Below are 19,204 nucleotides of genomic sequence, written 5' to 3' on the forward strand. Positions count from 1 at the left end.
GCATCATGGTCGGCAGCGCCGGCCCATGGGCAAGCCGTGCTTGGGTCACCGCGAACGGCGCCACGGCCAGCGTGTGGTGGCAGGGAAAACCACCTTTGTCCTCGGGGCAGTCGCCGGCATCGCGTTGTTCGCCTTGCTGAACCTTGCACGAATCGGGTCCGGCACGCGGTGGCTGGCCCCGTTGGCATGGATCGCCTCGATCGCCGGACTCGTATGTCTTCTCACCGCGATCGTCAACATCGTCAACGTGGCATCGACCAGCCACCGACTTGTCGGACTTCAAGTCGAATGGGGTCTGTGGCTGGTCGCCATCTCTGCCGTCGTTCTGTGCGCCATGGGGTCGGTGGCCGCCGCACAGGTCGGCACGGTGACCAAGGCAGGGATGCGCACGGCGATCGTCATCCCTGTACTCATAGCACTCGGCGTCGCCCTGTATTTCCCGATCCGGTGGGCCGCGCTAGACCCGTGGTCGAGTCGGGACCCGCACCTGCCGACCAGCCCGGCGGCACCGTTGCCATCAACCCAGTCAGTACCACCGGCCCTCATTCCGATCCCGGCCACGCCCGCGCCCGAAGATGGCGAGATCGCGGAGGTTCAGCAGCTGTGGCAAACCTCCCTGCAGAAACATCACCCAGTTCAGGACTTCTTGGCCGCCGTGCAGGCGGCAGGGATCACCGGACTGCAACCGGCACTATTGAACAACGGTTACACGGTTTGCGGCGAGCTCTGGAACAGCGGCTTGGACGGTGTTCAAGCGGCCAAGGCCCTGCAGAGGACCTATCCGACGCTGACCCTCAAACAGGCGGCTCAGTTCGTTCTTGCTGCGGCTGAGGACCTGTGCCCGACGAGTGCCTATTCCGGTGTCTATAGCTGGTGGCAATCCGGTGGCGGCGGTGATGCCGGTGGTGGTGGCGCTGCCGCCGGCGGCGGATGATCGCGAAACCAAGCGCCCGCACGGGTCGGCGGCGTGGGTTTGCGCCACCACGGGTGAGCGTCGAAGCGCTATGAAGCCAATATTGCGCGCAGCATCGACAACATCTCGGAACGCGAGCCGGCGCCGAGCCGGCGGCGGATCCGCGCCACATGGTGTTCGACGGTCTTGGCTGAGATGAACAGCTGACGGCCGATGTCGCGGTACGGCAAGCCCAGGAGAAGCAGTTCGGCGACTTCGCGTTCCCGCGCGGACAACGGAGAGGCCGACGGCGGCCGTCGGGTCGTTTTCGGAGCGCCAGACCCGGGCTCGTCATCGGGGGTCTCCTCCACCGCGGCGACCAGCTTGAGATCGCGAGCGAGCTGCAGCATGTCGCCCGATACACGGGCATCCGGCGTCTGCAGCGCGGCTTGACCGGCAAGGCGGGTCGCATCCCAGGTCAACCCGAACTGGGCCAGGGAGCGGGCGGCCATGGTCACCTCGTCGGCGTCGACCTGGTCGGCGAGCACCCGCAGCCAGGTACGACCGGCACCCGCCAGCGCTTGGGCGAAGACGCTCTCGGAGGCCGCCGCGGTGAGGGCACGCCCGTGCGGGGCCACGGATTCCGGTGAACCCGTCAGGATTCCGGCGTGCACCCCTGCCCAGTGCAGCGGCACCGACCACAAGACCGGGTTGCCCAGCGAGTCCAACAAACCGAATGCCAGATCGAGGGTGTGGCGCAGCCGGGCCACCTGGCGCATCCTTGCCGCGGCGACCCACAATTCGCCCAAGGGCAGCAGGGTGAACAAGTCGATGGAGTACTCGGCGAGCACCTCCATCGCCGCATACCAATGCTTGTGCAGCGCGCCGGTGTCGCCGCTGCGACGCGCGATCGCGGTGCGCAGCGTCGCCGCCCATAGCGCGTCACGCCGATGCAGGTCGGTGGCCGCACCCGAGCAGGCGGCGTCGGCGTCAGCGCCGGCCGAGGCGAGTTGGCCTTCGCACATCTTCGTCCAGCCGAGCAACAGCAGATGCCGTCGCTCGAAGAACCCGTCACCGTCGGTGCGCACCGCGCGACCGATGATGCTGCGCGCCCGCACCGGATCGCCGCCGTGCAGCGCCGCCAGGGTAACCAACGCGGCCGGGCTATCGGGGATGACTTCACCGATCGATCCGCCCACCGCGATCGCCTGCCCAAGCTTCGCCACCGCGGCCGGGTACGGCTCATTCATGCTCATCAGCAGGCCTTCGGCGAGGCCGCGGGCGGCGCGCGCGGCAGCCGTCGGCGGCCCCTGTCCCGGGACCCGCAGCGCAGCGCGCGCCGCCGTGAGGTCTCCCGTCGCGGCCAGCGTGATCGCGCCGGCGGCGCTGACCACCGGGTCCGGGTAGGGCCCCAGCCAGCCGAACAACTCGGCCGCCTGCCCCGCATGGCCGTCGTGGGCGGCGACGCTGGCCGCCACCCGCACCGCGGCGGCACGTTCGGCAACATCGGCCGAACTCAGCAGATCATCGGCCAAGGCCGCCGCCCCCGCGCAGTCTCCGGTCAGGGCCAGGGCGTCGGCCAGCCGGCGCGACAGCCCTTCGGCGCCGGCGCCGACCGCCGCCCGGTACAGCCGGGCGGCACGGCCGGACTCGCGGGCCTCGGTCGCCGCGCGGCGCAGGGAACTCGCCAGATCGGCGTCTCGCAGTCCGTGTTCGGCGAGACGCAGCGCGAGGTCCGGTGACAACGTGGACATGGCGAGCTGGGAACGCAACAGTGCGATCTCGACTTGGTGGTGATGCGCGGTGCCGACGAGCTGGGCAACGGCGTCGTGCACCAACCGGACGAAGCCCGGGCTGTGCGACGGCTCGATCAGCCCGCTGGCGCGCGCCCGGTCGACAAGCAGCAGCCCTTCGGTCGTCGAGATACCCAGTGCCGCAGCGACATCGGCGGCACCCAAACCGGGGCTCAACGACGCGATCAGCAGAGTGTCCAACGTTGATTCGTCGAGGCGGCGCAGCCGGTCGATCAACGCAAACTTGGCCGCCTGCAATGGGTCCTGCGCGGTCTCGGTCACCGCCCGCACCAAAAACGGCAGACCCGCGGTGCTGTCCACGAAGTGGTCGGCGACGGGCAGCGGACCCAACGATAAGCGCGGCCACTCCCGTTCGAGGGCCGCGGCCAGCGTCCGCAGCGTGGTGTGCTGCTCGCACGGTTCGGCGGCCACCACGACCGTCGCCGCGGGGTCAGCGATGCGCTCAGCGAGCGCCAGCAACTCGGTGTCGGTTAACAATTGCGCGTCATCGATGACCACCGCCGCGTCCGGCCGGTCCCCGTCGCGCGGGGGGCGCGTCAGCACCGTCACCCCGGCACCGCGCAGGGCATCCCGAACGGCGGCGAGGACGGTGGTCTTTCCGGTGCCGATCCCCCCGCTGACGAGGACCTTGACCGGGGTTTGCGCGGCGTCCGCCAGCGCGTTGACGATGCGACGCGCGTCGGGGGGGACCTCGGTGGAGGCCGCAATGTCCGGACTGGCCACGGTGAGGGCTACTCGGGCGTGGCGCGTTTGGGCGACCGGTGATCGGTGCGCACCCTCGCGCCCGTGGGCGTGTCGGGCAGGTGGTTCTCGGGTGGCCGGTGGCCGAGGCGCGCCGAGCCGTCGGCGTCCGGCTCCCAGGCACCCGACCCGGCGCCCAACCCGAGCGAGTTCCCCATGTGCACGTCCCTGCGTCGATGTGGGTGACTGGCGTCGGCGGCCGTTGCCTACCCTAGCGCTCCCCCGCCGTGCCGGTCATCATAATCCCCGTAGGCACCGAGATCCCCTAATGGGGGATCCCCTAACGCGGCGGCCGGGCAGGGTGGGCGCACACCGATCACGGCGGTGCCATCGGCAGATAGCATTCCGGGAAACGGCTGGTTTTGGGCTGCGGGTAGGCGTTGATGGTGACGGAGCGCACGCTGGAGGCGTGTCATGGCAAATGCATTGCTTGACTTTGTGATGTCACTCGTGCGCGACCCGCAAGCCGCCGCGCGCTACGCGGCGGATCCCGCGCAAGCGATCGCCGACGCTCACCTGACGGGTGTCACCAGCGCCGATGTGAATCATTTGATCCCGATGGTGTCGGACTCGCTGTCGATGTCCACTCCGGGCGGTACCGGCGGCGCCTCCGAGCACGGCAATGTGTGGGCAAGCGGTGCGGCCACGGCCGCGTTCGACGCGTTCCCGGCGCACGCGCCGGCCCAAAATTCGGGGGCAGCCGATGGGCACGGCCTGACCGGCCACGTCATCGATGCCCCGCCGGCCGGTGACGGCGGCGAGGCCCACGGCGCGTGGACAGATCCCAATCCGGCGCCACTCCAGCCGCATGATCCCTCGGCGACGATCGCTGCGTCCGACGAAATGCCTCATCAGCCAGTCCACGACGGCGGATTCGGAATGCACGGCCCGGAAGGATGGGATCACCCCGTGGCCGACAGCCACCCCGTCGAACATGAGCATCATGGATTCGACCCACACTTCGGGTGATTTCGATTCGTTATCGACTTGGGCGACGACCGCAATTGTCGGCCGTTATGGTCCTGAAGTGGGCAAATGTCGTCGATGGGGGGTTATCCGACCAAGCTCCACCTGTCCCTAACCACCCCCTAATCCCCTAACGGCATGGACTGAGTGATCCCGCCAAGGGCGCAAACGACTGGGGGATTCGGCCCCGTTACCGGCCTGGAAAGAAGCGCCTAGCTTGAGTGTCGGAACGTCGGCGTAGCACCGGCAAAGGCTCAAACGAGTCACAATCGAAAGGCACTGACGTGAGCTCTCTGATCGACTACATCCTTAACCTGTTCCGCAGCGAAGACGCGGCCAGGGCCTTCGCTGCCTCTCCGCACCAGGCGCTGAATGATGCCGGGTTTGCTGACGTGTCCCCCGCCCAGGTCTCCTCCGTGGCGGCCAGCGCGGTGCCGGGGCTGCAACTAGGTGGCGGCGACCCCATCGTTGGTCTGCAGCAGGCGGTGGCCAGTCAGTTCGGTCTCGCGGCGGCCTCAGACGTTTCCGCGGCGGCTGGCGGTGAGGCTGCTGCTGGGCTCGGCGCCGACGTCGGTGCCGGCTTGGCTGGCGGCGCGGGGTTGTCGGACGCGGTGGGGCTGGGCGCTCAGGTTGGCTACGGCGTCGGTGGGGGCTTCGGCGGTGAAGCCGGCGGCGGCTTCGGTGTCGGTGGCGGCTTTGGCGGCCAGGCCGGCGGCGAAGTCGGGCTCGGTGGCGAAACCGGCGCGGGCATCGGTGGTGGCTTCGGCGGCCAGGCCGGCGGTGGCTTCGGTCTCGGTGGCGAAGCGGGCACGGGCATCGGCGGCGGCTTCGGCGGCCAAGCCGGCGGCGAAGCCGGCGGAGGTTTCGGTCTCGGTGGTGACGCCGGCGCGGGCCTCGGCGGCCAGGCCGGAGGTGGCTTCGGTCTCGGTGGCGAAGCGGGCACGGGCATCGGCGGCGGCTTCGGCGGCCAAGCCGGCGGCGAAGCCGGCGGAGGTTTCGGTCTCGGTGGTGACGCCGGCGCGGGCCTCGGCGGCCAGGCCGGAGGTGGCTTCGGTCTCGGTGGCGAAGCGGGCACGGGCATCGGCGGCGGCTTCGGCGGCCAGGCCGGCGGTGGCTTCGGTGTCAGTGGTGAAGCGGGCGCGGGTATCGGCGGCGGCTTCGGCGGCCAGGCCGGCGGCGAAGTCGGCGGTGGCTTCGGTGTCGGCGGCGACGCCGGCGCGGGCATCGGCGGCGGCTTCGGCGGCCAGGCCGGCGGCGAAGCCGGCGGAGGTTTCGGTCTCGGTGGTGACGCCGGCGCGGGCCTCGGCGGCCAGGCCGGAGGTGGCTTCGGTCTCGGTGGCGAAGCGGGCACGGGCATCGGCGGCGGCTTCGGCGGCCAGGCCGGCGGTGGCTTCGGTGTCAGTGGTGAAGCGGGCGCGGGTATCGGCGGCGGCTTCGGCGGCCAGGCCGGCGGCGAAGTCGGCGGTGGCTTCGGTGTCGGCGGCGACGCCGGCGCAGGCCTCGGCGGCCAAGCCGGCGGTGGCTTCGGTGTCGGTGGCGACGCCGGATGGCAGGGCGGTATCGGCGGCGAAGCCGGTACGGGGATCGGCGGTGGCTTTGGCGGCCAAGCCGGCGGTGGCTTTGGTGTCGGTGGTGACGCCGGATGGCAAGGCGCCGTTGGCGGCCAAGCCGGCGGCGGCGTCGGTGTCGGTGGCGACGCCGGATGGCACGGCGGGGCCGGCGGCCAGATCGCAGGCGGTAGTCGCGGCGAAGCAGGTGGGCGTGCCGGCGGCGGCTTTGGCGGCCAGGGCGGAGCTGGCGGCCAGGCCGGAGGTCGCGGTCATGTCGGAGCTGGTGGTCAGGCGAGCGCCGAGGGTGAGGCTGGCGGTGGCTTCGGCGGCCGCGTTGGCGGCGGCTACGGCGGCCAAGCCAGCGGCCAAGCGGGAGGCAGCTACGGCGGCCAAGCCAGCGGCCAAGCGGGAGGCAGCTACGGCGGCCAAGCCAGCGGCCAAGCGGGAGGCGGCTACGGCGGCCAAGCCAGCGGCCAAGCGGGAGGCGGCTACGGCGGCCAAGCCAGCGGCCAAGCGGGAGGCGGCTACGGCGGCCAAGCCAGCGGCCAAGCGGGAGGCGGCTACGGCGGCCAGGCCAGCGGCCTGGGCGCCGGGGGAGCTCAAATCGGCGGCTCGTCAGGTGGCGTCGGTGTAGGCGGCCAGGTCGGCGCCGCCGGCGGCGCGACCTTGGGCACCAGCGGTAGCGCGTTCGGCTCGGGTGGCGGCTCCGCGGTTGGCGGTGTCAGCGGCGCTACTGCCCTCGGCGGTGGTGCCGGCGCTCAGGCGGCAGCCAGCTCGTTAGGTAATGCCGGCCTGGGCGCCCAGGCCAGCGCCGCCGGAAACGCAGCGCTCGCAGCCAACGCCGGCGGTCACGCCAGCTTCCTGGGCAGCGAAAGCGCAGCGCTCGGCGGCGGCGCACAGCTGACCAGCGCACAAGGCGGAGTCGCCGCGGGCGGCCAAGCCGGCGGTGGTGCAGCGACCGCAGCCGGTGGCGGCGCACACGGCGGCATCCTCGCTAGCGAAGGCGCCGCGCTGGGTGGCCACGCCAGCGCTCAGCCGATGGCTCCGTCCGCCGAAACCGGCATGTCAGGTCAGGTCGCGGCCAGCGGTGGCGCAGCGGTCGGCGCCGGCGGTAACGCGCAGGGCAACATTCTCAGCCACGAGGGCGCTGCGTTGGGCGGCGGCACCACCGCCGGCGGCACCGCCGCGGGCACCAGCCACGTGTCCGCAGGCCAAAGCGGCGTCATCCACGACAGCAGCTCCGCCGCCACGGCCGGTGGCCACGCGGCAGTCGCGGGCGGCAGCTCCTCTGTCATCCAGAGTCCCAGCACCCCCGCGCACGCGGATCCGAGCGCGGCGGCTGGCCAAAGCGCGGCCTCGGTCGACGCCCACTCGGCCCTGCAAGGCACGTCGGCGGTCGCCGACCCGTCCGGCCACACGGCGTTCGACGCGTCGGGCCAGTCGGCCGCCGACGCCTCGAGTCACTCGGTGTTCGACCACAACAGCTACGACCCCGCGGCATCGCACACGCCGGTCCAAAGCGACCCGATGACGCACCACCCGGTGGACCCGCACACCGGGTTCTGATCAGGGCATCGCCGTGAACCGGCGGGGACCTTACGGGGTTCCCGCCGGTTGGTGGGCATACGGTGTTTCGGAGTTCAACGCAGAAAGTAGGGCGACCCGGTGACTCAGCCCGATGACCCGCGCCGGGTCAACGTGATCGTCGAACTGATCGATCACACCAGCACGATTGCCGACCTCAACGGCCGCGGCGACCTGAGCCAGCGGCTCGCGTGGGCCCGCGAACGCGTCACCGACCCCCACACCCGGGTGGTGATCGCCGGCCAGCTCAAGCAGGGCAAAAGCCAGTTGCTCAACTCGCTGCTCAACATGCCCGTCGCGCGCGTCGGTGACGACGAGGCCACGGTGCTGATCACCGTCGTCGCCTACGGCGATCCGCCGTCGGCGCGGATCGTCCTGGCGGGCCCCAACGGCGAACCAGAAACCGCTGACGTCCCGGTTGCCGAACTGCAGACGGACCTGCGTCAGGCTCCGCAGGCCGCCGGTCGCGAGGTCCTCCGGGTGGAGGTCGGCGCGCCCAGCCCGATGCTGCAAGGGGGGCTCACGTTCATCGACACACCCGGCGTGGGCGGTCACGGTCAGCCGCACCTGTCGGCGACGCTGGGATTGTTGCCCGACGCCGACGCGATCCTGATGGTCAGCGACACCAGCCAGGAACTGACCGAGCCGGAAATGCGGTTCGTGCAGCAGGCCCATCAAATCTGTCCGGTCGGGGTGCTGCTGGCCACCAAGACCGACCTGTATCCGCATTGGCGCGAGATCGTCAACGCCAACATCGGACACCTGCAGCGCGCCCGGGTACCGATGCCGGTGCTTCCGGTGTCCTCCCTGTTACGCAGCCACGCCATCACGCTCAACGACAAGGAACTCAACGACGAGTCCAACTTCCCGGCGATCGTCAAGTTCCTCAGTGAGGACGTGCTGGCCCGCCGCAACGACCAGCTCCGAGACCAGGTGCTCGATGAAATCCGCTCGGCTGCAGAGCATTTGACGCTCACGGTGCGCTCTGAGCTGGCCGCGCTCAGCGACGCCGACGTCGGTGGGCGGCTCACCGAGGACCTGGAGCAACGCAAACGCGAGGCCGAGGACGCGCTGCAGCAGACGGCGTTGTGGCAGCAGTTGCTCAACGACGGAATCACCGACCTGACCGGCGACGTGGACCACGATCTGCGGGCACGCTTCCGGGCCATCACCGAGCACGCCGAGCGGGTGATCGACTCGTGCGACCCCACCCGGCACTGGGCCGAAATCGGGGTGGATGTGGAGAACGCCGTCGCCACCGCCGTCGGCGACAATTTCGTCTGGGCCTACCAGCGCGCGAAAGCCCTCGCCCAGGAAGTGGGCCGCGTCTTCGTCGAGGCGGGGCTGGGTGCGGTGGCCATGCCCGAACTCAGCGCGCAAGCCATGGGCGCGGACTTCGGGCAACTCAAGTCACTGGCCCGGCTGGAGGCCAAACCCATGGGCAAAGGCCACAAGGTGGTGACGGGCATGCGCGGCTCCTACGGCGGCATGGTGATGGTCGGCATGCTGTCCTCGGTCGCCGGGCTGGGTCTGTTCAACCCGCTGTCGGTCGGGGCCGGGTTGGTGATGGGCCGCATGGCCTACAAGGAAGACAAGGAGAACCGGCTGCTGCGGGCCCGCAACGAGGCCAAGACCAACCTGCGCCGTTTCGTCGACGATGTGTCCTTCGTGGTCGGCAAGGAGTCGCGCGACCGGCTCAAGACGATCCAACGTCAACTGCGGGACCATTACCGCGACATCGCCAACCAGGCCACCCGCTCGCTCAACGAATCGCTGCAGGCGACCATCGCCGCCGCGCGGTTAGAGGAGACCGAGCGCGACAACCGAATCCGCGAGTTGGAGCGGCAGTTGAACATCCTGACCCAGGTCACCGACAACGTCGACAAGCTCGCGCCCGCGGTGACACGGGTGTGAGCACCAGCGAGCAGGTCCGCGCCATCCTGGGCGGAACCATTCGCGCCTACCAGGCGGAGCCGGCCTACCGCGAGCGGCCCGACGTCTTCCATGAATTGCACCGCATCGCCGCCCGGCTCAACGAACCGATGCGCATCGCACTCGCCGGCACCCTCAAGGCCGGCAAGTCCACCCTGGTCAACGCGCTGGTCGGGGAAACCGTCGCGCCCACGGACGCCACCGAGGCCACCCGGATCGTCACCTGGTTTCGGCACGGCCCGACACCGAAGGTCATTGCCAACCATCTTGGGGGGCGTCGTTCTCATGTGCCGATCATGCGCGACGGCGGACTCGGCTTCGACCTGAGCAGGCTGAACCCGGACGACGTGGTTGACCTCGACGTTCAATGGCCCGCCGACGAGCTGATCGCCACCACGATCATCGACACGCCGGGGACCTCGTCACTGGCGCGTGACGTCTCCGCGCGCACGCTGCGGCTGCTGGTACCCGAGGACGGGATGCCGCGGGTGGACGCGGTGGTGTTCTTGCTGCGCACCCTCAACGCCGCCGACATCGCGCTGCTCAAACAGATCGGTGACCTGGTCGGAGGGGCGGCCGGAGCGCTGGGCATCATCGGTGTGGCGTCGCGGGCCGACGAGATCGGCGCCGGGCGGCTCGACGCCATGCTCTCGGCCGAAGACGTGGCCAAAAGGTTCACCCGCGAGTTGAGCCAGACGGGCGTCTGCCAGGCGGTGGTGCCGGTGTCGGGGCTGCTGGCGCTGACCGCCCGCACGCTGCGCCAGTCGGAGTTCGTCGCGCTGCAAAAACTCGCCGGTGTCGACGCCGCCGAGCTGCACAAGGCCATGCTCAGCGCCGACCGCTTCGTCCGTCCCGACAGCCCGTTGCCGGTGGACGCCGGCACGCGCGGCCGGCTGCTCGAGCGGTTCGGCATGTTCGGCATCCGGATCTCGATCGCCGTGCTCAAGGCCGGCGTCACCGACGCGGCGGGGCTCGCCGATGAGCTGCTGGAACGCAGCGGGCTGGTCGCATTGCGCAACGTCATCGATCAACAGTTCGCGCAGCGCTCCGACATGCTCAAGGCGCATACCGCGCTGGTCTCGTTGCGCCGGTTCGTCGAGGCGAACCCGATCGCGGGTACGCCGCGCATCCTCGCCGACATCGACCCGTTGCTGGCCGACACCCACGCGTTCGAGGAGCTGCGCCTGCTCAGCCAACTGCATTCACGCTCGACGGCGTTCCATGACGAAGAGCTCGCTTCGCTGCGGCGCATCATCGGCGGTTCGGGAACCGACGCGGCCAGCCGGCTGGGGCTGGCCCCCGAGGCGCACGATGACGCCCCGCGCGCCGCGTTCGCCGCGGCGCAACGTTGGCGCCGCCGCGCCGAGCACCCGCTCAACGACCCGTTCACCACCAGGGCATGCCGCGCGGCCGTGCGCAGCGCCGAAGCGATGGTGGCGGCTTTCGCCGCGCGCGATGGCGGCGTCCGGCCGCGTTGACGCCCCGGCGCCGGCGCCCGCGATTGCCGTGTGAATCGGAGGACGGCGCCGACCTGCTATAGGTTGGCTGCCGATACCTTGTCGTGGCCGCGCATACGCACGCCGGCGGACACCTGAATTGGACGATATGTCAACGGAAGCAAGACGGGGGCTGGGGCTGTCGGCCGGGACCGCCAACCTGGCAGCCATAACGGCCGATCGGGCAGTGACACGCACGTCGGTGCTGACGCTGTACCAACACCGCCCGCCCGAGGTTGGCGTTCCCGCCGAGAACCCCCGCCTCGACGAGCCCGGCTTGGTGATCACCGACTTCGTCGACCGGGTGGGAGACCCGGTTGGGATCGTGGCCGCGGACGGCTCCACGCATCGCGGCGAGGCGTTGCTCGCGGACGCCTTGCGTGCCCTCGCCTACGCCGCGACCGCCGGGCAACCGCTGCCGGAGGCGACGGCCGTGGCCTATCCCGCGCACTGGCGCCCCGCCGCGGTGGACGCGTTGCGCACGGCGCTGAGCCGAGTGCCCGAATGGTCGGGCGGTTCGGAATCCCTGTCGCTGATCTCGGATGCCGAAGGGGCGCTGACCGCCCTGCAGACGAACCCGGGTCTGCCCATCCGCGGGATCGTCGCGGTGTGCGACTTCGGCGCCGGCGGAACCAGCATCACCCTTGTCGATGCCGCCAACGGCTACCAGCCCATCGGTGCCACGGTGCGGCACACCGATTTCTCCGGGGAACTGATCGACCAAGCCCTGCTGGCCCACATCGTGGCGGATTTGTCGTCCGCGGGTTCCATCGATGTCTCGGCCACATCGGCGATCGGATCGCTGACCCGACTGCGGGCCGAATGCCGGGCGGCCAAGCAGCGGCTTTCGGCCAGTACGGCGACCACGCTGCCCGCCGACCTGCCGGGCTTCCGCGGAAATATCCGGCTCACCAGAATCGAACTCAACGAAGCGATCAATCAGCCACTCGACCAGTTGGTTCATGTCCTACAAGACACCCTGGCGCGCAACGGAATCCGCGCGACCGACCTGGTTGCCATCGCCTCCGTGGGCGGTGGCGCGGCGATCCCGGAGGTCACCGCGCGGCTGTCCGAGCGGTTTCGCGTGCCGGTCACCACGCCACCACGGCCGCACCTGGCGGCCGCCACCGGTGCGGCGCTGCGGGCAGCGCGCGGGCCGGCAGACAACAGCGAAACGAAAATGGCCGCCGCGGCAGTCGTGGCGGCGCCACCGCCACTCGCGGAACCGACCCTGCAGGACGTGGCACCGGTGTCCACCGCCATGCCCGCACTGGCATGGTCGGAAGCCGGCGACGAATCGGGGGTGTTGCCCCCGGCCGTCGACGAATTTCCGGGCCGGGCCGGCGATGACGCCAAACCGCCATCTGCCGCGCCGCCGTTTCAGTTCGGCGACGAGACCGGTTACGCCCGGCCCGATCTGCGGTTCGAGCAACAACCCCTCCCCGACGAGGCCCGCCCCGCCGACACCGCCTGGTATCGGCGCCCTGTGGTGCTGGTTCTCGCCGCGGCCGCGGCGGTGCTGGCCCTCAGCGCGGTGATCATGCTGGCTTTGAGCCACGGCTCCACCAACACACCGGTCGCGCCGAAACCCGGCGCCACCACCACGCCGCAACCGTCACCGCCGCCTTCGACGGTGCAGACAAACCCCGCCCCGGCGCAGCAGGCCCCCGTTGAGACCAGCACGGCGGCGCCTGCGCCGCCGCCGGCGAGCGCTCAGCCGGCGCCCACCACTACCGAACCGCCACCGACCACCACCGAACCACCACCGACGACCACCGAACCGCCGCCGCCGAGCAGCGCGTCGACAGCCACGACGTCGCCACCGGCACCGCCACCACCGTCGTCTACGGACAATCCGCCGCCTTCGGTTCAGGTACCACAGATTCCGCGCATACCACGGATCCCTGCGATCCCGGCCATCCCGCCCATCCCGTAGCTCGGTCGACCCTTGGCGACACGCAGACCACTGAACCATCGAAAAGCGCTGGGCGACAACATCTCTGTGCAGTGCCGTGGCGAGCTGCTCGCCACCACCTCCCCCGCAACACTCGAGGACAAATGGCCCTGCTCTTGCTGATTCTCAAGGTCGCGCTGATCGCCTTCCTCGCCGGCGGCGTCGTCGTCTTGATCGCCCGCGGGGTGCGTCGCTCGCGGGCCAACAGGTCCAACCCGCAGTGGAGGGGCGGCCGCACCCAGCCCGGTTACGAGGCGTCCATCAACGGCGCCATGCCGAACACGCCACTTCCCGAGTGGGCCTACTGGCCCGACGAAGACCAGGACGACGGCCGGGCTACACGCAACTGATCCGGGCCCACCCGGCCCAGCGATCGCCTTCGCAAGGGCGCCATCCCGCGCGTGGAGAATTCCCAGCGCAGGGCCGCATCCGCGGGCTAAACCCCCCGTGGCCGAAACGTGACCGATGCTTGATCAAATGCTAACGCGCCCTTGCGCTTCCGCAGGTCAACGGGGCTTTACGATCCTCCTATTACAACCATGTCAGTTAGAGGAATCGGAGCCATGCGGGCGGACGTTCGGTGTGTTCTTGCGGCGGTCGGGATAGCCGCGGGTGTGATTGCGGGGCCGGCCGGCACCAGCATGGCGGCGGCGAACCAGCCGCATGACTTCACGATCGCGTCGGTGCTACCGGCCCGGGGCGCGACCGTGGGTGTGGCGCATCCGGTGGTGGTGACGTTCGACGCCCCCGTCGCGAACCGGCACGCCGCCGAGCGCACCATCGCAGTCAAGTCGACGCCCGCGATGACGGGCACATTCGAATGGCTCGACAGCAAGGTCGTGCAGTGGGTTCCGGCCCACTACTGGCCGGCGCACAGCACGGTGGCGCTCTCGGTGGAGGGCCGGTCCACGGAATTCAAGACCGGGCCGAAGGTCGTCGGCGTCGCCAACATCACCGACCACACCTTCAAGGTGAGCGTCGACGGAGTCGACGCGGCCCCACCGCCGACTCCGCACCACCGTCCCCACTTCGGCGAAGAAGGCATGCTGCCGGCGTCGATGGGCAGGCCCGAGTACCCGACCCCGGTCGGCAACTACACCGTGTTGTCCAAAGAGCGCTCGGTGCTTATGGATTCGAGCAGCGTCGGCATCCCGGTCGACGATCCCAACGGTTACCTGCTCAACGTCGATTACGCGGTCCGGATCACCAACCGCGGCCTGTTCGTGCATTCCGCCCCGTGGGCCGTCCAGTCGATGGGGCTGGAGAATGTCAGCCACGGCTGCATTGGCCTGAGCCCCGAAGACGCCGAGTGGTACTACAACACGGTCAACGTCGGCGACCCCGTGATCGTCAAGCAAGACCTTTGGGAGCGGCCTCCCTCCTGACGGGGCCCGGACCGGCCCGCACGCTCCGATCACCGTGAGCGCGCGGGCTTTTCGCCGCTCGCCTGCTGCCGAATGTGAAGTTGGTTTCACGCTCGCGGTCGGCTGTGAAACCAACTTCACGCTCGACGGCCAAAGCACCCTCCACATGCGAAAGGACCCGCTGGTGGCCGCCAGCGGGTCCTTTCTTTAGGGATGGGCTCAGTGCGCGCCCGGGCCGGGTGCGACCGGCTGACCGGGCTGGGGCCCGCCGGTGGGCGCCGGCCCCGTCGGGGCGTCCTTGACGCCGGACATGTCGATGAGCGGTGCCCCGGCAACCCCGTCGAGGGGGGCGCCGGCCGCCAGCGGCCCACCGAGGGCGACCAACGGGGCACCGGCCGGCACCACCGGGGCGATGGGCAACGGAGCGCCCAGCGGCAGCGGCAGCGGGGCGCCCAGAGGCAGGGGCACGGGCGCGCCCACCGGCAACGGGCCGGGCACCGCCAGGGGGACACCGGCCATGTCGGTGAGCGGTGCGCTGGCGGCGCAAACCTCCGCGGTCGGCGCTCCGCCCGCGGCCGCCGCCCCGCCGGCGGCACCGGCGGCCCCCGGTCCGGCGAGGGGCGCGCCGGCTGCGCCGGCCTGCCCCTGGATGCAGGCGTAGCCGCCCGTCTTGAAAGGCGCGGCTGCCGCCTCCGGGCTCAACGCAAGTGCGGCTCCGCACAACCCCAGGGTGGCAACTACTTTCATGTTGAACCGATCGACGATCGCCATCAGCGTCGACTCTCCTTTATTCGCGCTCACATAACAGTCTGGTGCAGCAGAACCGTGTAGCCGTCTTCCGGCGACCGAGCCAATTGTCGTCAGCGGCCGCGAGACGCCGGACGCGCCGCACCGCACCGTATCCAAACGGTGACGTCACAAGGGCGTCACGAAGTCCGTTGCGGCCGCGCGTGTTTGCCCACCCCAGCGCGGCCGCGGCCGGCCCGGTTTTGCGCAGCTTATTCACAGGAAACTTTCGGCGAATCGATACATTTCGGAGGTCCCATATAAGTGAACAGTGGACAAACACACGGCTAACGGACAGGGAGAGGCAGCCATGACGGCACAGCGGCTCTGCGGCCGACTCAGGACCACCGCGCTGGTGGCAGGCCCACTCTTCGTCGCCGGGGTGATGTGGGCCGGCCCGGCACAGGCTGACGCCACCAGCTTCGTCAATGACCTGCACAAAGTGGGGATCCACGCGGTCACCGGCGGCGACGAGGCGCTGGTGCAGATGGGCTTGAACGTCTGCCAGCAACTGTCGTGGGGCGCTCCCCCGGCGCAACTCGAGGGCCTCGCGGTGCAACGCTCCGATGGCACGCAGGGCGCGAGCGGGATCACGCCCCAACAGGCCGACGACGTCGTCGGCTTCGCCGTGCGCGATCTCTGCCCGGACGCATAACCGGCGCGCCCAGACCCCCGGCCGGCGGCCAAACCCGTTCGGCCATCGGTCTTTGCCGACTATTCACCCTCGGGATTTCTCTTCGGCAACGTGTGTCGCGGTGCTTTGGTGTAAAAGTGCATCATCGTTGATCGGGACACGGCACGAAGGAGAGAATCGAATGGCGGCAAAGCGGCCCTCTGGCCGGCTCATGGGTGCGGCTCTCGTAGGTGGCCCACTGCTGGCCGCGGCGATCGGCTGGGCCGGCCCGGCCCGGGCCGATGAGACTGCTTTCCTCAATGACCTGCACAACGCCGGCATCCACGCCGTCAACGGCGGCGACGAGGCGCTGCTGCAGATGGGCGCGGATCTGTGCCAGCAGCTTTCCTGGGGCGCCTCTCCGCAACAGCTGGAAGAGCTGGCAATACAACGCTCGGACGCCGGCCAGGGCACCGGCGGGATCACTGGACGGCAGGCCGCAGACGTCGTCATCTTCGCCCAGCGCGACCTGTGCCCCAACGCCTAGCGGGGGACTAGTCGCAGGGCCGGAACACCGGCAGGGCGCGGTATTTGGCGGTGAAGGTGGCCTTCTCGTATTCGTCGCCGACCTCGCCGTCGCACGCGATGACCGTCGGGCCGTCGACCGCGGCGAAGCTGAACTCCGGCACCTGCAGCTCGTGGTAGAGCGGGCTGCGCTCCAACCGTCCCAGCGCGAGCGCGGCCAGGATCCGGGTGCGTGCCCACCGCCGGCCCGCCTCGAGCATGCGGACATCGATCAGCCCGTCGTCCATGCGGGTCCGGCGCGACGGGGCGAACCCGGTCGGCAGGTACAGCGAGTTCCCGAGGAAGAACAGCGACGTCAGCAGCGTCTTGTTGTCGTATGAGATCCGCACCGGCTGGTCGTGGCGCAGCGTGTGCAGCATCGCGTACATGCCGGCCAGCGGCTTACCGATGCGTTTCTCCAGTTTTTCGCGCTGCTGCACGAAGGCCGGGTAGGCGCCGATGCTGGCCGTGTTGAGGACCATCTGACTTTCGTTGAGGCACACCAGGTCCACGCACGCGACGCTGCCGCGGCGGATCGCGTCGACGGTCTTGGCCACGGTGTCGCAGCCGATGTCCTTCGCGAAGTGGTTGAACGTGCCGGCGGGAAACACGGCCAGTGGCAGCCCCGCCTCGACGGCCACCCCCGCCGCGGCCGCCACGGTGCCGTCGCCGCCGCCGACCGCGAGCACCTCGGCGCGCGCCGCGGCGTCGCGCAAGACGTCCTCCGGATCGTCGTCGGGGCCCAGCTCCCGGATCTCCACCTTCGGCAGCGCATCCCGCACCTCGTCGACGACGCGCGCCCCGGTGCCGCTGCCCGACTCGGGGTTGATCACCAGCACCACCCCGCCGCCGTCGGGCCGCTCGGGCGTCGCGACGCGAAGGGGTTCGGTGGTGGGCAGGGCGGTGTCGACGATCGGCGGGACGAGCCGACCGCCCAGCACCGCCATGCCCGCACCGATGCCGAACCCGGCGACCACGTCGCCCGGGTAGTGCGCGCCGGTCGCCACCCGCGACAGGCCCACCAGTCCGGCCAGCAGCGCCAGCCCGAAACCCAGCATCGGGTTCTCCAGACCGACCCCCACCGCGAACGCGGCGGCGCTGGCGGAATGCCCTGACGGGAAGGAGTTCGACGTGGGGCGGCGGCGGACCTGCCTGACCAGCGGCACCAATTCGTAGCCGGGACGCGCGCGGCGGCGGATGCGTTTGGCGACCTGGTTGGTGACCAGGCTGGTGGCCGCGAGCGTCACGGCACCGCGCGTCGCGCCGCGCTGGGCGCTCTGGTTCCCCGAGGCCATCAGCGCCGCGGCGATGGCGAACCACAGCTTGGAGTTGTCGGCCGCCCGGGTCAGCGGCGGCATGACCATGTTCAGCAGCGGGGTGTCCGTGTCGGCGACCGCTTCGAAGACCTCGCGGTCCAGGGTGCCCAGCCCCCGGGTGATCTGGTTGATGCCGCGCGCGCGTCGCCAGGGCCGCCTGTTCATTCGCTACACCCTAAATTGGTTGGCGGACATGGACGCAGCGGGCTACTTCGAGGCATGGCGGGCCAACGCCGCACGGCGGGGCGTGGCCCCGGACGTCGTGGCGGAGGTCGCCCGCCGGCACGCCGTCACCCCGGCGAGCTTCCGGGTGCTCGGGCGCATGGCCCAGATCACCGACCCGGACGGCAAATCCTTCTTCCTCCTGCCGCGCGGCACCAGCGGCGGCGACGCCCGCGCGGCGGCGCTGTGCACCTACATCCTGAACGCGGGCACCGGCTACGGCGGCAAGGGGACGCAGCGCACCGATTTCCCCCCGACGCCCTACAGCGCCGCCGAAGTCACGCGAATCACGCTGCGGCAGCAGGCGAACCGCTGGAGCTACACCCGCGACGTGCGGTTCGTCGACCGCAACGGCGGACGCCTGGTGGCGACGCCGAACGGCATCCTGATGGGCTTGGGCGGCAACTGGGTCCAGCGGCAATTCTGCCGACGCGGGGGCACCACCTGGGGCGACATCTTCATGGTCAACCTGGGCGCCCTCTCCGACCCCGCCGCCTGGCTGAGCCGGATCGTGGAGTCCGGGCATGCCTGGTACCTCGGCGCCGACGGAAGACCGGTGGAGAGCGTCCTGGACCTGGACCGGGTGCTGCACCACGAAGAACGCCACTGCCGGCAGTGGGCGGCGAAGGGCTACGCGGGCATGCTGGCCGACTACGGTCGCGAGCTGGTCCGCGAATACGCCTTCGGCGCCATCAACAGGCTCGAGGAGGACGCCGGCCTGGCCGATGGCGGCTACAGGGCGTGAATGCCGTGGTAGAGCAGCATCGCGCCGATCACCACCAGGACGGCCGCGAGCAGGGCGGCGTTGTTTCGGTCCATCCAGTCTTTGAGCCGCGCCAGGGTGTCGTCGAGGCGGCTCCCGGCCGCCGCGTAGGCCAGGATCGGGATCGCGACGCTGGATACCGCGATGACGACGAAGAACGCGGCGGCCACCCAGTCGCCGACCAGGCCCAGCCCGGCGGTGCCGATGCCCAGTCCCGCCGGGACGCAGATGAGCAGCACGTCCGGCCGCACCACGGCCAGCGCCGCCCCCATGATCCCCGCGCGGGGCGGGGTGATGCTGGCGAACGAGCGCATCCAGGCCGGCGACTCCGCGTTGCCGCGCCGGTTCAGCCATTTGTAGATGCCGTACACGATCAACGCCGACCCCAGGACGACGCGCAACCACGACGACCACCGCGGCGGCGACTTGTCCAGGCCACCGAGCAGGTGGGAGGTCGCGACGGAGACCGCCGTCAGCGCGGCCAGGCTCAGCGTCCAGCCGCCCAGGAACGCCAGGCCGCTCGGCCGTGGGCGCGGCGCCTGCAGCACCAGCACCGCCGGGATCACCGTGAGCGGCGAGAGCGAGACGACCAGCCCGAGCGGGACGAGCCCGGTCAGCACGGTGCCCCAGCTTCCTGCCATGGGCAG

General features: G+C 70.4%; 17 protein-coding genes and 1 pseudogene. 12 read left to right on the forward strand and 6 right to left on the reverse strand.

Annotated features, from left to right (window positions below; genetic code table 11):
- Window positions 1-25: 25 nt before the first annotated feature.
- Window positions 26-934: a DUF732 domain-containing protein gene (locus U8D42_RS19720; RefSeq protein ID WP_322858520.1), complete on the forward strand. Its 909-nt coding sequence runs from the start codon at window positions 26-28 to the stop codon at window positions 932-934.
- Window positions 935-1,002: 68 nt separating this feature from the next.
- Here U8D42_RS19720 and iniR read toward each other — a convergent pair whose 3' ends face one another.
- Together iniR and U8D42_RS19730 are read right to left on the reverse strand one after the other, a co-directional pair.
- Complete coding sequence (gene iniR / locus U8D42_RS19725; RefSeq protein ID WP_322858519.1) at window positions 1,003-3,429, reverse strand: isoniazid response ATPase/transcriptional regulator IniR; 2,427 nt, start codon at window positions 3,427-3,429, stop codon at window positions 1,003-1,005.
- Between the two features lie 8 nt (window positions 3,430-3,437).
- Window positions 3,438-3,605, reverse strand: coding sequence for a hypothetical protein (locus U8D42_RS19730; protein WP_322858518.1), 168 nt, complete (start codon window positions 3,603-3,605; stop codon window positions 3,438-3,440).
- Window positions 3,606-3,861: 256 nt separating this feature from the next.
- On the opposite strand from U8D42_RS19730, the gene U8D42_RS19735 reads away from it, so the two are divergent.
- Both U8D42_RS19735 and U8D42_RS19740 read left to right on the forward strand, forming a co-directional pair.
- Complete coding sequence (locus tag U8D42_RS19735) at window positions 3,862-4,416, forward strand: Rv0340 family IniB-related protein (RefSeq protein ID WP_085242791.1); 555 nt, start codon at window positions 3,862-3,864, stop codon at window positions 4,414-4,416.
- 281 nt (window positions 4,417-4,697) lie between these two features.
- A pseudogene (locus U8D42_RS19740) lies at window positions 4,698-4,790 on the forward strand (IniB N-terminal domain-containing protein); the annotation flags it as partial.
- 138 nt (window positions 4,791-4,928) lie between these two features.
- Here the strand turns inward: U8D42_RS19740 and U8D42_RS19745 are convergent.
- Window positions 4,929-6,332 (reverse strand): hypothetical protein, encoded by a 1,404-nt coding sequence (locus tag U8D42_RS19745; protein ID WP_348636986.1) that lies wholly within the window; start codon window positions 6,330-6,332, stop codon window positions 4,929-4,931.
- A 297-nt stretch (window positions 6,333-6,629) separates the two neighbouring features.
- On the opposite strand from U8D42_RS19745, the gene U8D42_RS19750 reads away from it, so the two are divergent.
- From U8D42_RS19750 to U8D42_RS19775, 6 genes are all read left to right on the forward strand, one after another.
- Entirely contained in the window at window positions 6,630-7,529 is a 900-nt protein-coding gene (locus tag U8D42_RS19750; RefSeq protein WP_322858838.1) for a hypothetical protein, read from the forward strand.
- Window positions 7,530-7,628: 99 nt separating this feature from the next.
- Entirely contained in the window at window positions 7,629-9,461 is a 1,833-nt protein-coding gene (locus U8D42_RS19755) for a dynamin-like GTPase family protein (RefSeq protein WP_322858517.1), read from the forward strand.
- A complete protein-coding gene (locus tag U8D42_RS19760; RefSeq protein WP_322858516.1) occupies window positions 9,458-10,957 on the forward strand; it encodes a dynamin-like GTPase family protein in 1,500 nt (499 codons plus the stop codon). Before U8D42_RS19755 ends, U8D42_RS19760 begins: the two co-directional genes overlap by 4 nt.
- Window positions 10,958-11,084: 127 nt before the next feature.
- Window positions 11,085-12,911, forward strand: coding sequence for an Hsp70 family protein (locus tag U8D42_RS19765; protein WP_322858515.1), 1,827 nt, complete (start codon window positions 11,085-11,087; stop codon window positions 12,909-12,911).
- Window positions 12,912-13,033: 122 nt separating this feature from the next.
- Window positions 13,034-13,279, forward strand: a complete 246-nt coding sequence (locus tag U8D42_RS19770; RefSeq protein ID WP_322858514.1) for a hypothetical protein — start codon at window positions 13,034-13,036, stop codon at window positions 13,277-13,279.
- Window positions 13,280-13,492: 213 nt separating this feature from the next.
- Window positions 13,493-14,314, forward strand: a complete 822-nt coding sequence (locus U8D42_RS19775) for a L,D-transpeptidase (RefSeq protein ID WP_085238488.1) — start codon at window positions 13,493-13,495, stop codon at window positions 14,312-14,314.
- Between the two features lie 198 nt (window positions 14,315-14,512).
- Here U8D42_RS19775 and U8D42_RS19780 read toward each other — a convergent pair whose 3' ends face one another.
- Complete coding sequence (locus U8D42_RS19780) at window positions 14,513-15,064, reverse strand: hypothetical protein (protein ID WP_322858513.1); 552 nt, start codon at window positions 15,062-15,064, stop codon at window positions 14,513-14,515.
- 325 nt (window positions 15,065-15,389) lie between these two features.
- Here U8D42_RS19780 and U8D42_RS19785 point away from each other — a divergent pair, with 325 nt between their 5' ends.
- Both U8D42_RS19785 and U8D42_RS19790 read left to right on the forward strand, forming a co-directional pair.
- Window positions 15,390-15,734: a DUF732 domain-containing protein gene (locus tag U8D42_RS19785; protein ID WP_085238499.1), complete on the forward strand. Its 345-nt coding sequence runs from the start codon at window positions 15,390-15,392 to the stop codon at window positions 15,732-15,734.
- Between the two features lie 160 nt (window positions 15,735-15,894).
- Window positions 15,895-16,239 carry a DUF732 domain-containing protein gene (locus U8D42_RS19790; RefSeq protein WP_431523796.1) on the forward strand — a complete coding sequence of 115 codons (345 nt, stop codon included), beginning with the start codon at window positions 15,895-15,897 and terminating at the stop codon, window positions 16,237-16,239.
- A 7-nt stretch (window positions 16,240-16,246) separates the two neighbouring features.
- On the opposite strand, the gene U8D42_RS19795 is transcribed toward U8D42_RS19790, so the two are convergent.
- The gene (locus U8D42_RS19795) at window positions 16,247-17,737 is read right to left on the reverse strand and encodes a bifunctional phosphatase PAP2/diacylglycerol kinase family protein (RefSeq protein ID WP_322858512.1); all 1,491 of its coding nucleotides are present in this window, start codon (window positions 17,735-17,737) and stop codon (window positions 16,247-16,249) included.
- Window positions 17,738-17,765: 28 nt separating this feature from the next.
- On the opposite strand from U8D42_RS19795, the gene U8D42_RS19800 reads away from it, so the two are divergent.
- Window positions 17,766-18,539: a hypothetical protein gene (locus tag U8D42_RS19800; RefSeq protein ID WP_322858811.1), complete on the forward strand. Its 774-nt coding sequence runs from the start codon at window positions 17,766-17,768 to the stop codon at window positions 18,537-18,539.
- On the opposite strand, the gene U8D42_RS19805 is transcribed toward U8D42_RS19800, so the two are convergent.
- Window positions 18,527-19,198, reverse strand: a complete 672-nt coding sequence (locus U8D42_RS19805; RefSeq protein WP_322858511.1) for a GAP family protein — start codon at window positions 19,196-19,198, stop codon at window positions 18,527-18,529. The two genes, U8D42_RS19800 and U8D42_RS19805, sit on opposite strands and share 13 nt — an antisense overlap.
- Between the last annotated feature and the right edge of the window lie 6 nt (window positions 19,199-19,204).

The sequence above is a fragment of the Mycobacterium europaeum genome (assembly GCF_034555895.2).
GTDB lineage: Bacteria > Actinomycetota > Actinomycetes > Mycobacteriales > Mycobacteriaceae > Mycobacterium > Mycobacterium europaeum.

What these genes read in the sequence shown, in the direction of transcription:
- U8D42_RS19780 (WP_322858513.1), bottom strand. Translation starts at nt 15,064, where the DNA reads ATGGCGATCGTCGATCGGTTCAACATGAAAGTAGTTGCCACCCTGGGG.
- U8D42_RS19795 (WP_322858512.1), bottom strand. Translation starts at nt 17,737, where the DNA reads ATGAACAGGCGGCCCTGGCGACGCGCGCGCGGCATCAACCAGATCACC.
- U8D42_RS19800 (WP_322858811.1), top strand. Translation starts at nt 17,766, where the DNA reads ATGGACGCAGCGGGCTACTTCGAGGCATGGCGGGCCAACGCCGCACGG.
- U8D42_RS19790 (WP_431523796.1), top strand. Translation starts at nt 15,895, where the DNA reads ATGGCGGCAAAGCGGCCCTCTGGCCGGCTCATGGGTGCGGCTCTCGTA.
- U8D42_RS19805 (WP_322858511.1), bottom strand. Translation starts at nt 19,198, where the DNA reads ATGGCAGGAAGCTGGGGCACCGTGCTGACCGGGCTCGTCCCGCTCGGG.
- U8D42_RS19770 (WP_322858514.1), top strand. Translation starts at nt 13,034, where the DNA reads ATGGCCCTGCTCTTGCTGATTCTCAAGGTCGCGCTGATCGCCTTCCTC.
- U8D42_RS19720 (WP_322858520.1), top strand. Translation starts at nt 26, where the DNA reads ATGGGCAAGCCGTGCTTGGGTCACCGCGAACGGCGCCACGGCCAGCGT.
- U8D42_RS19785 (WP_085238499.1), top strand. Translation starts at nt 15,390, where the DNA reads ATGACGGCACAGCGGCTCTGCGGCCGACTCAGGACCACCGCGCTGGTG.
- U8D42_RS19775 (WP_085238488.1), top strand. Translation starts at nt 13,493, where the DNA reads ATGCGGGCGGACGTTCGGTGTGTTCTTGCGGCGGTCGGGATAGCCGCG.
- U8D42_RS19735 (WP_085242791.1), top strand. Translation starts at nt 3,862, where the DNA reads ATGGCAAATGCATTGCTTGACTTTGTGATGTCACTCGTGCGCGACCCG.
- U8D42_RS19730 (WP_322858518.1), bottom strand. Translation starts at nt 3,605, where the DNA reads ATGGGGAACTCGCTCGGGTTGGGCGCCGGGTCGGGTGCCTGGGAGCCG.
- U8D42_RS19765 (WP_322858515.1), top strand. Translation starts at nt 11,085, where the DNA reads ATGTCAACGGAAGCAAGACGGGGGCTGGGGCTGTCGGCCGGGACCGCC.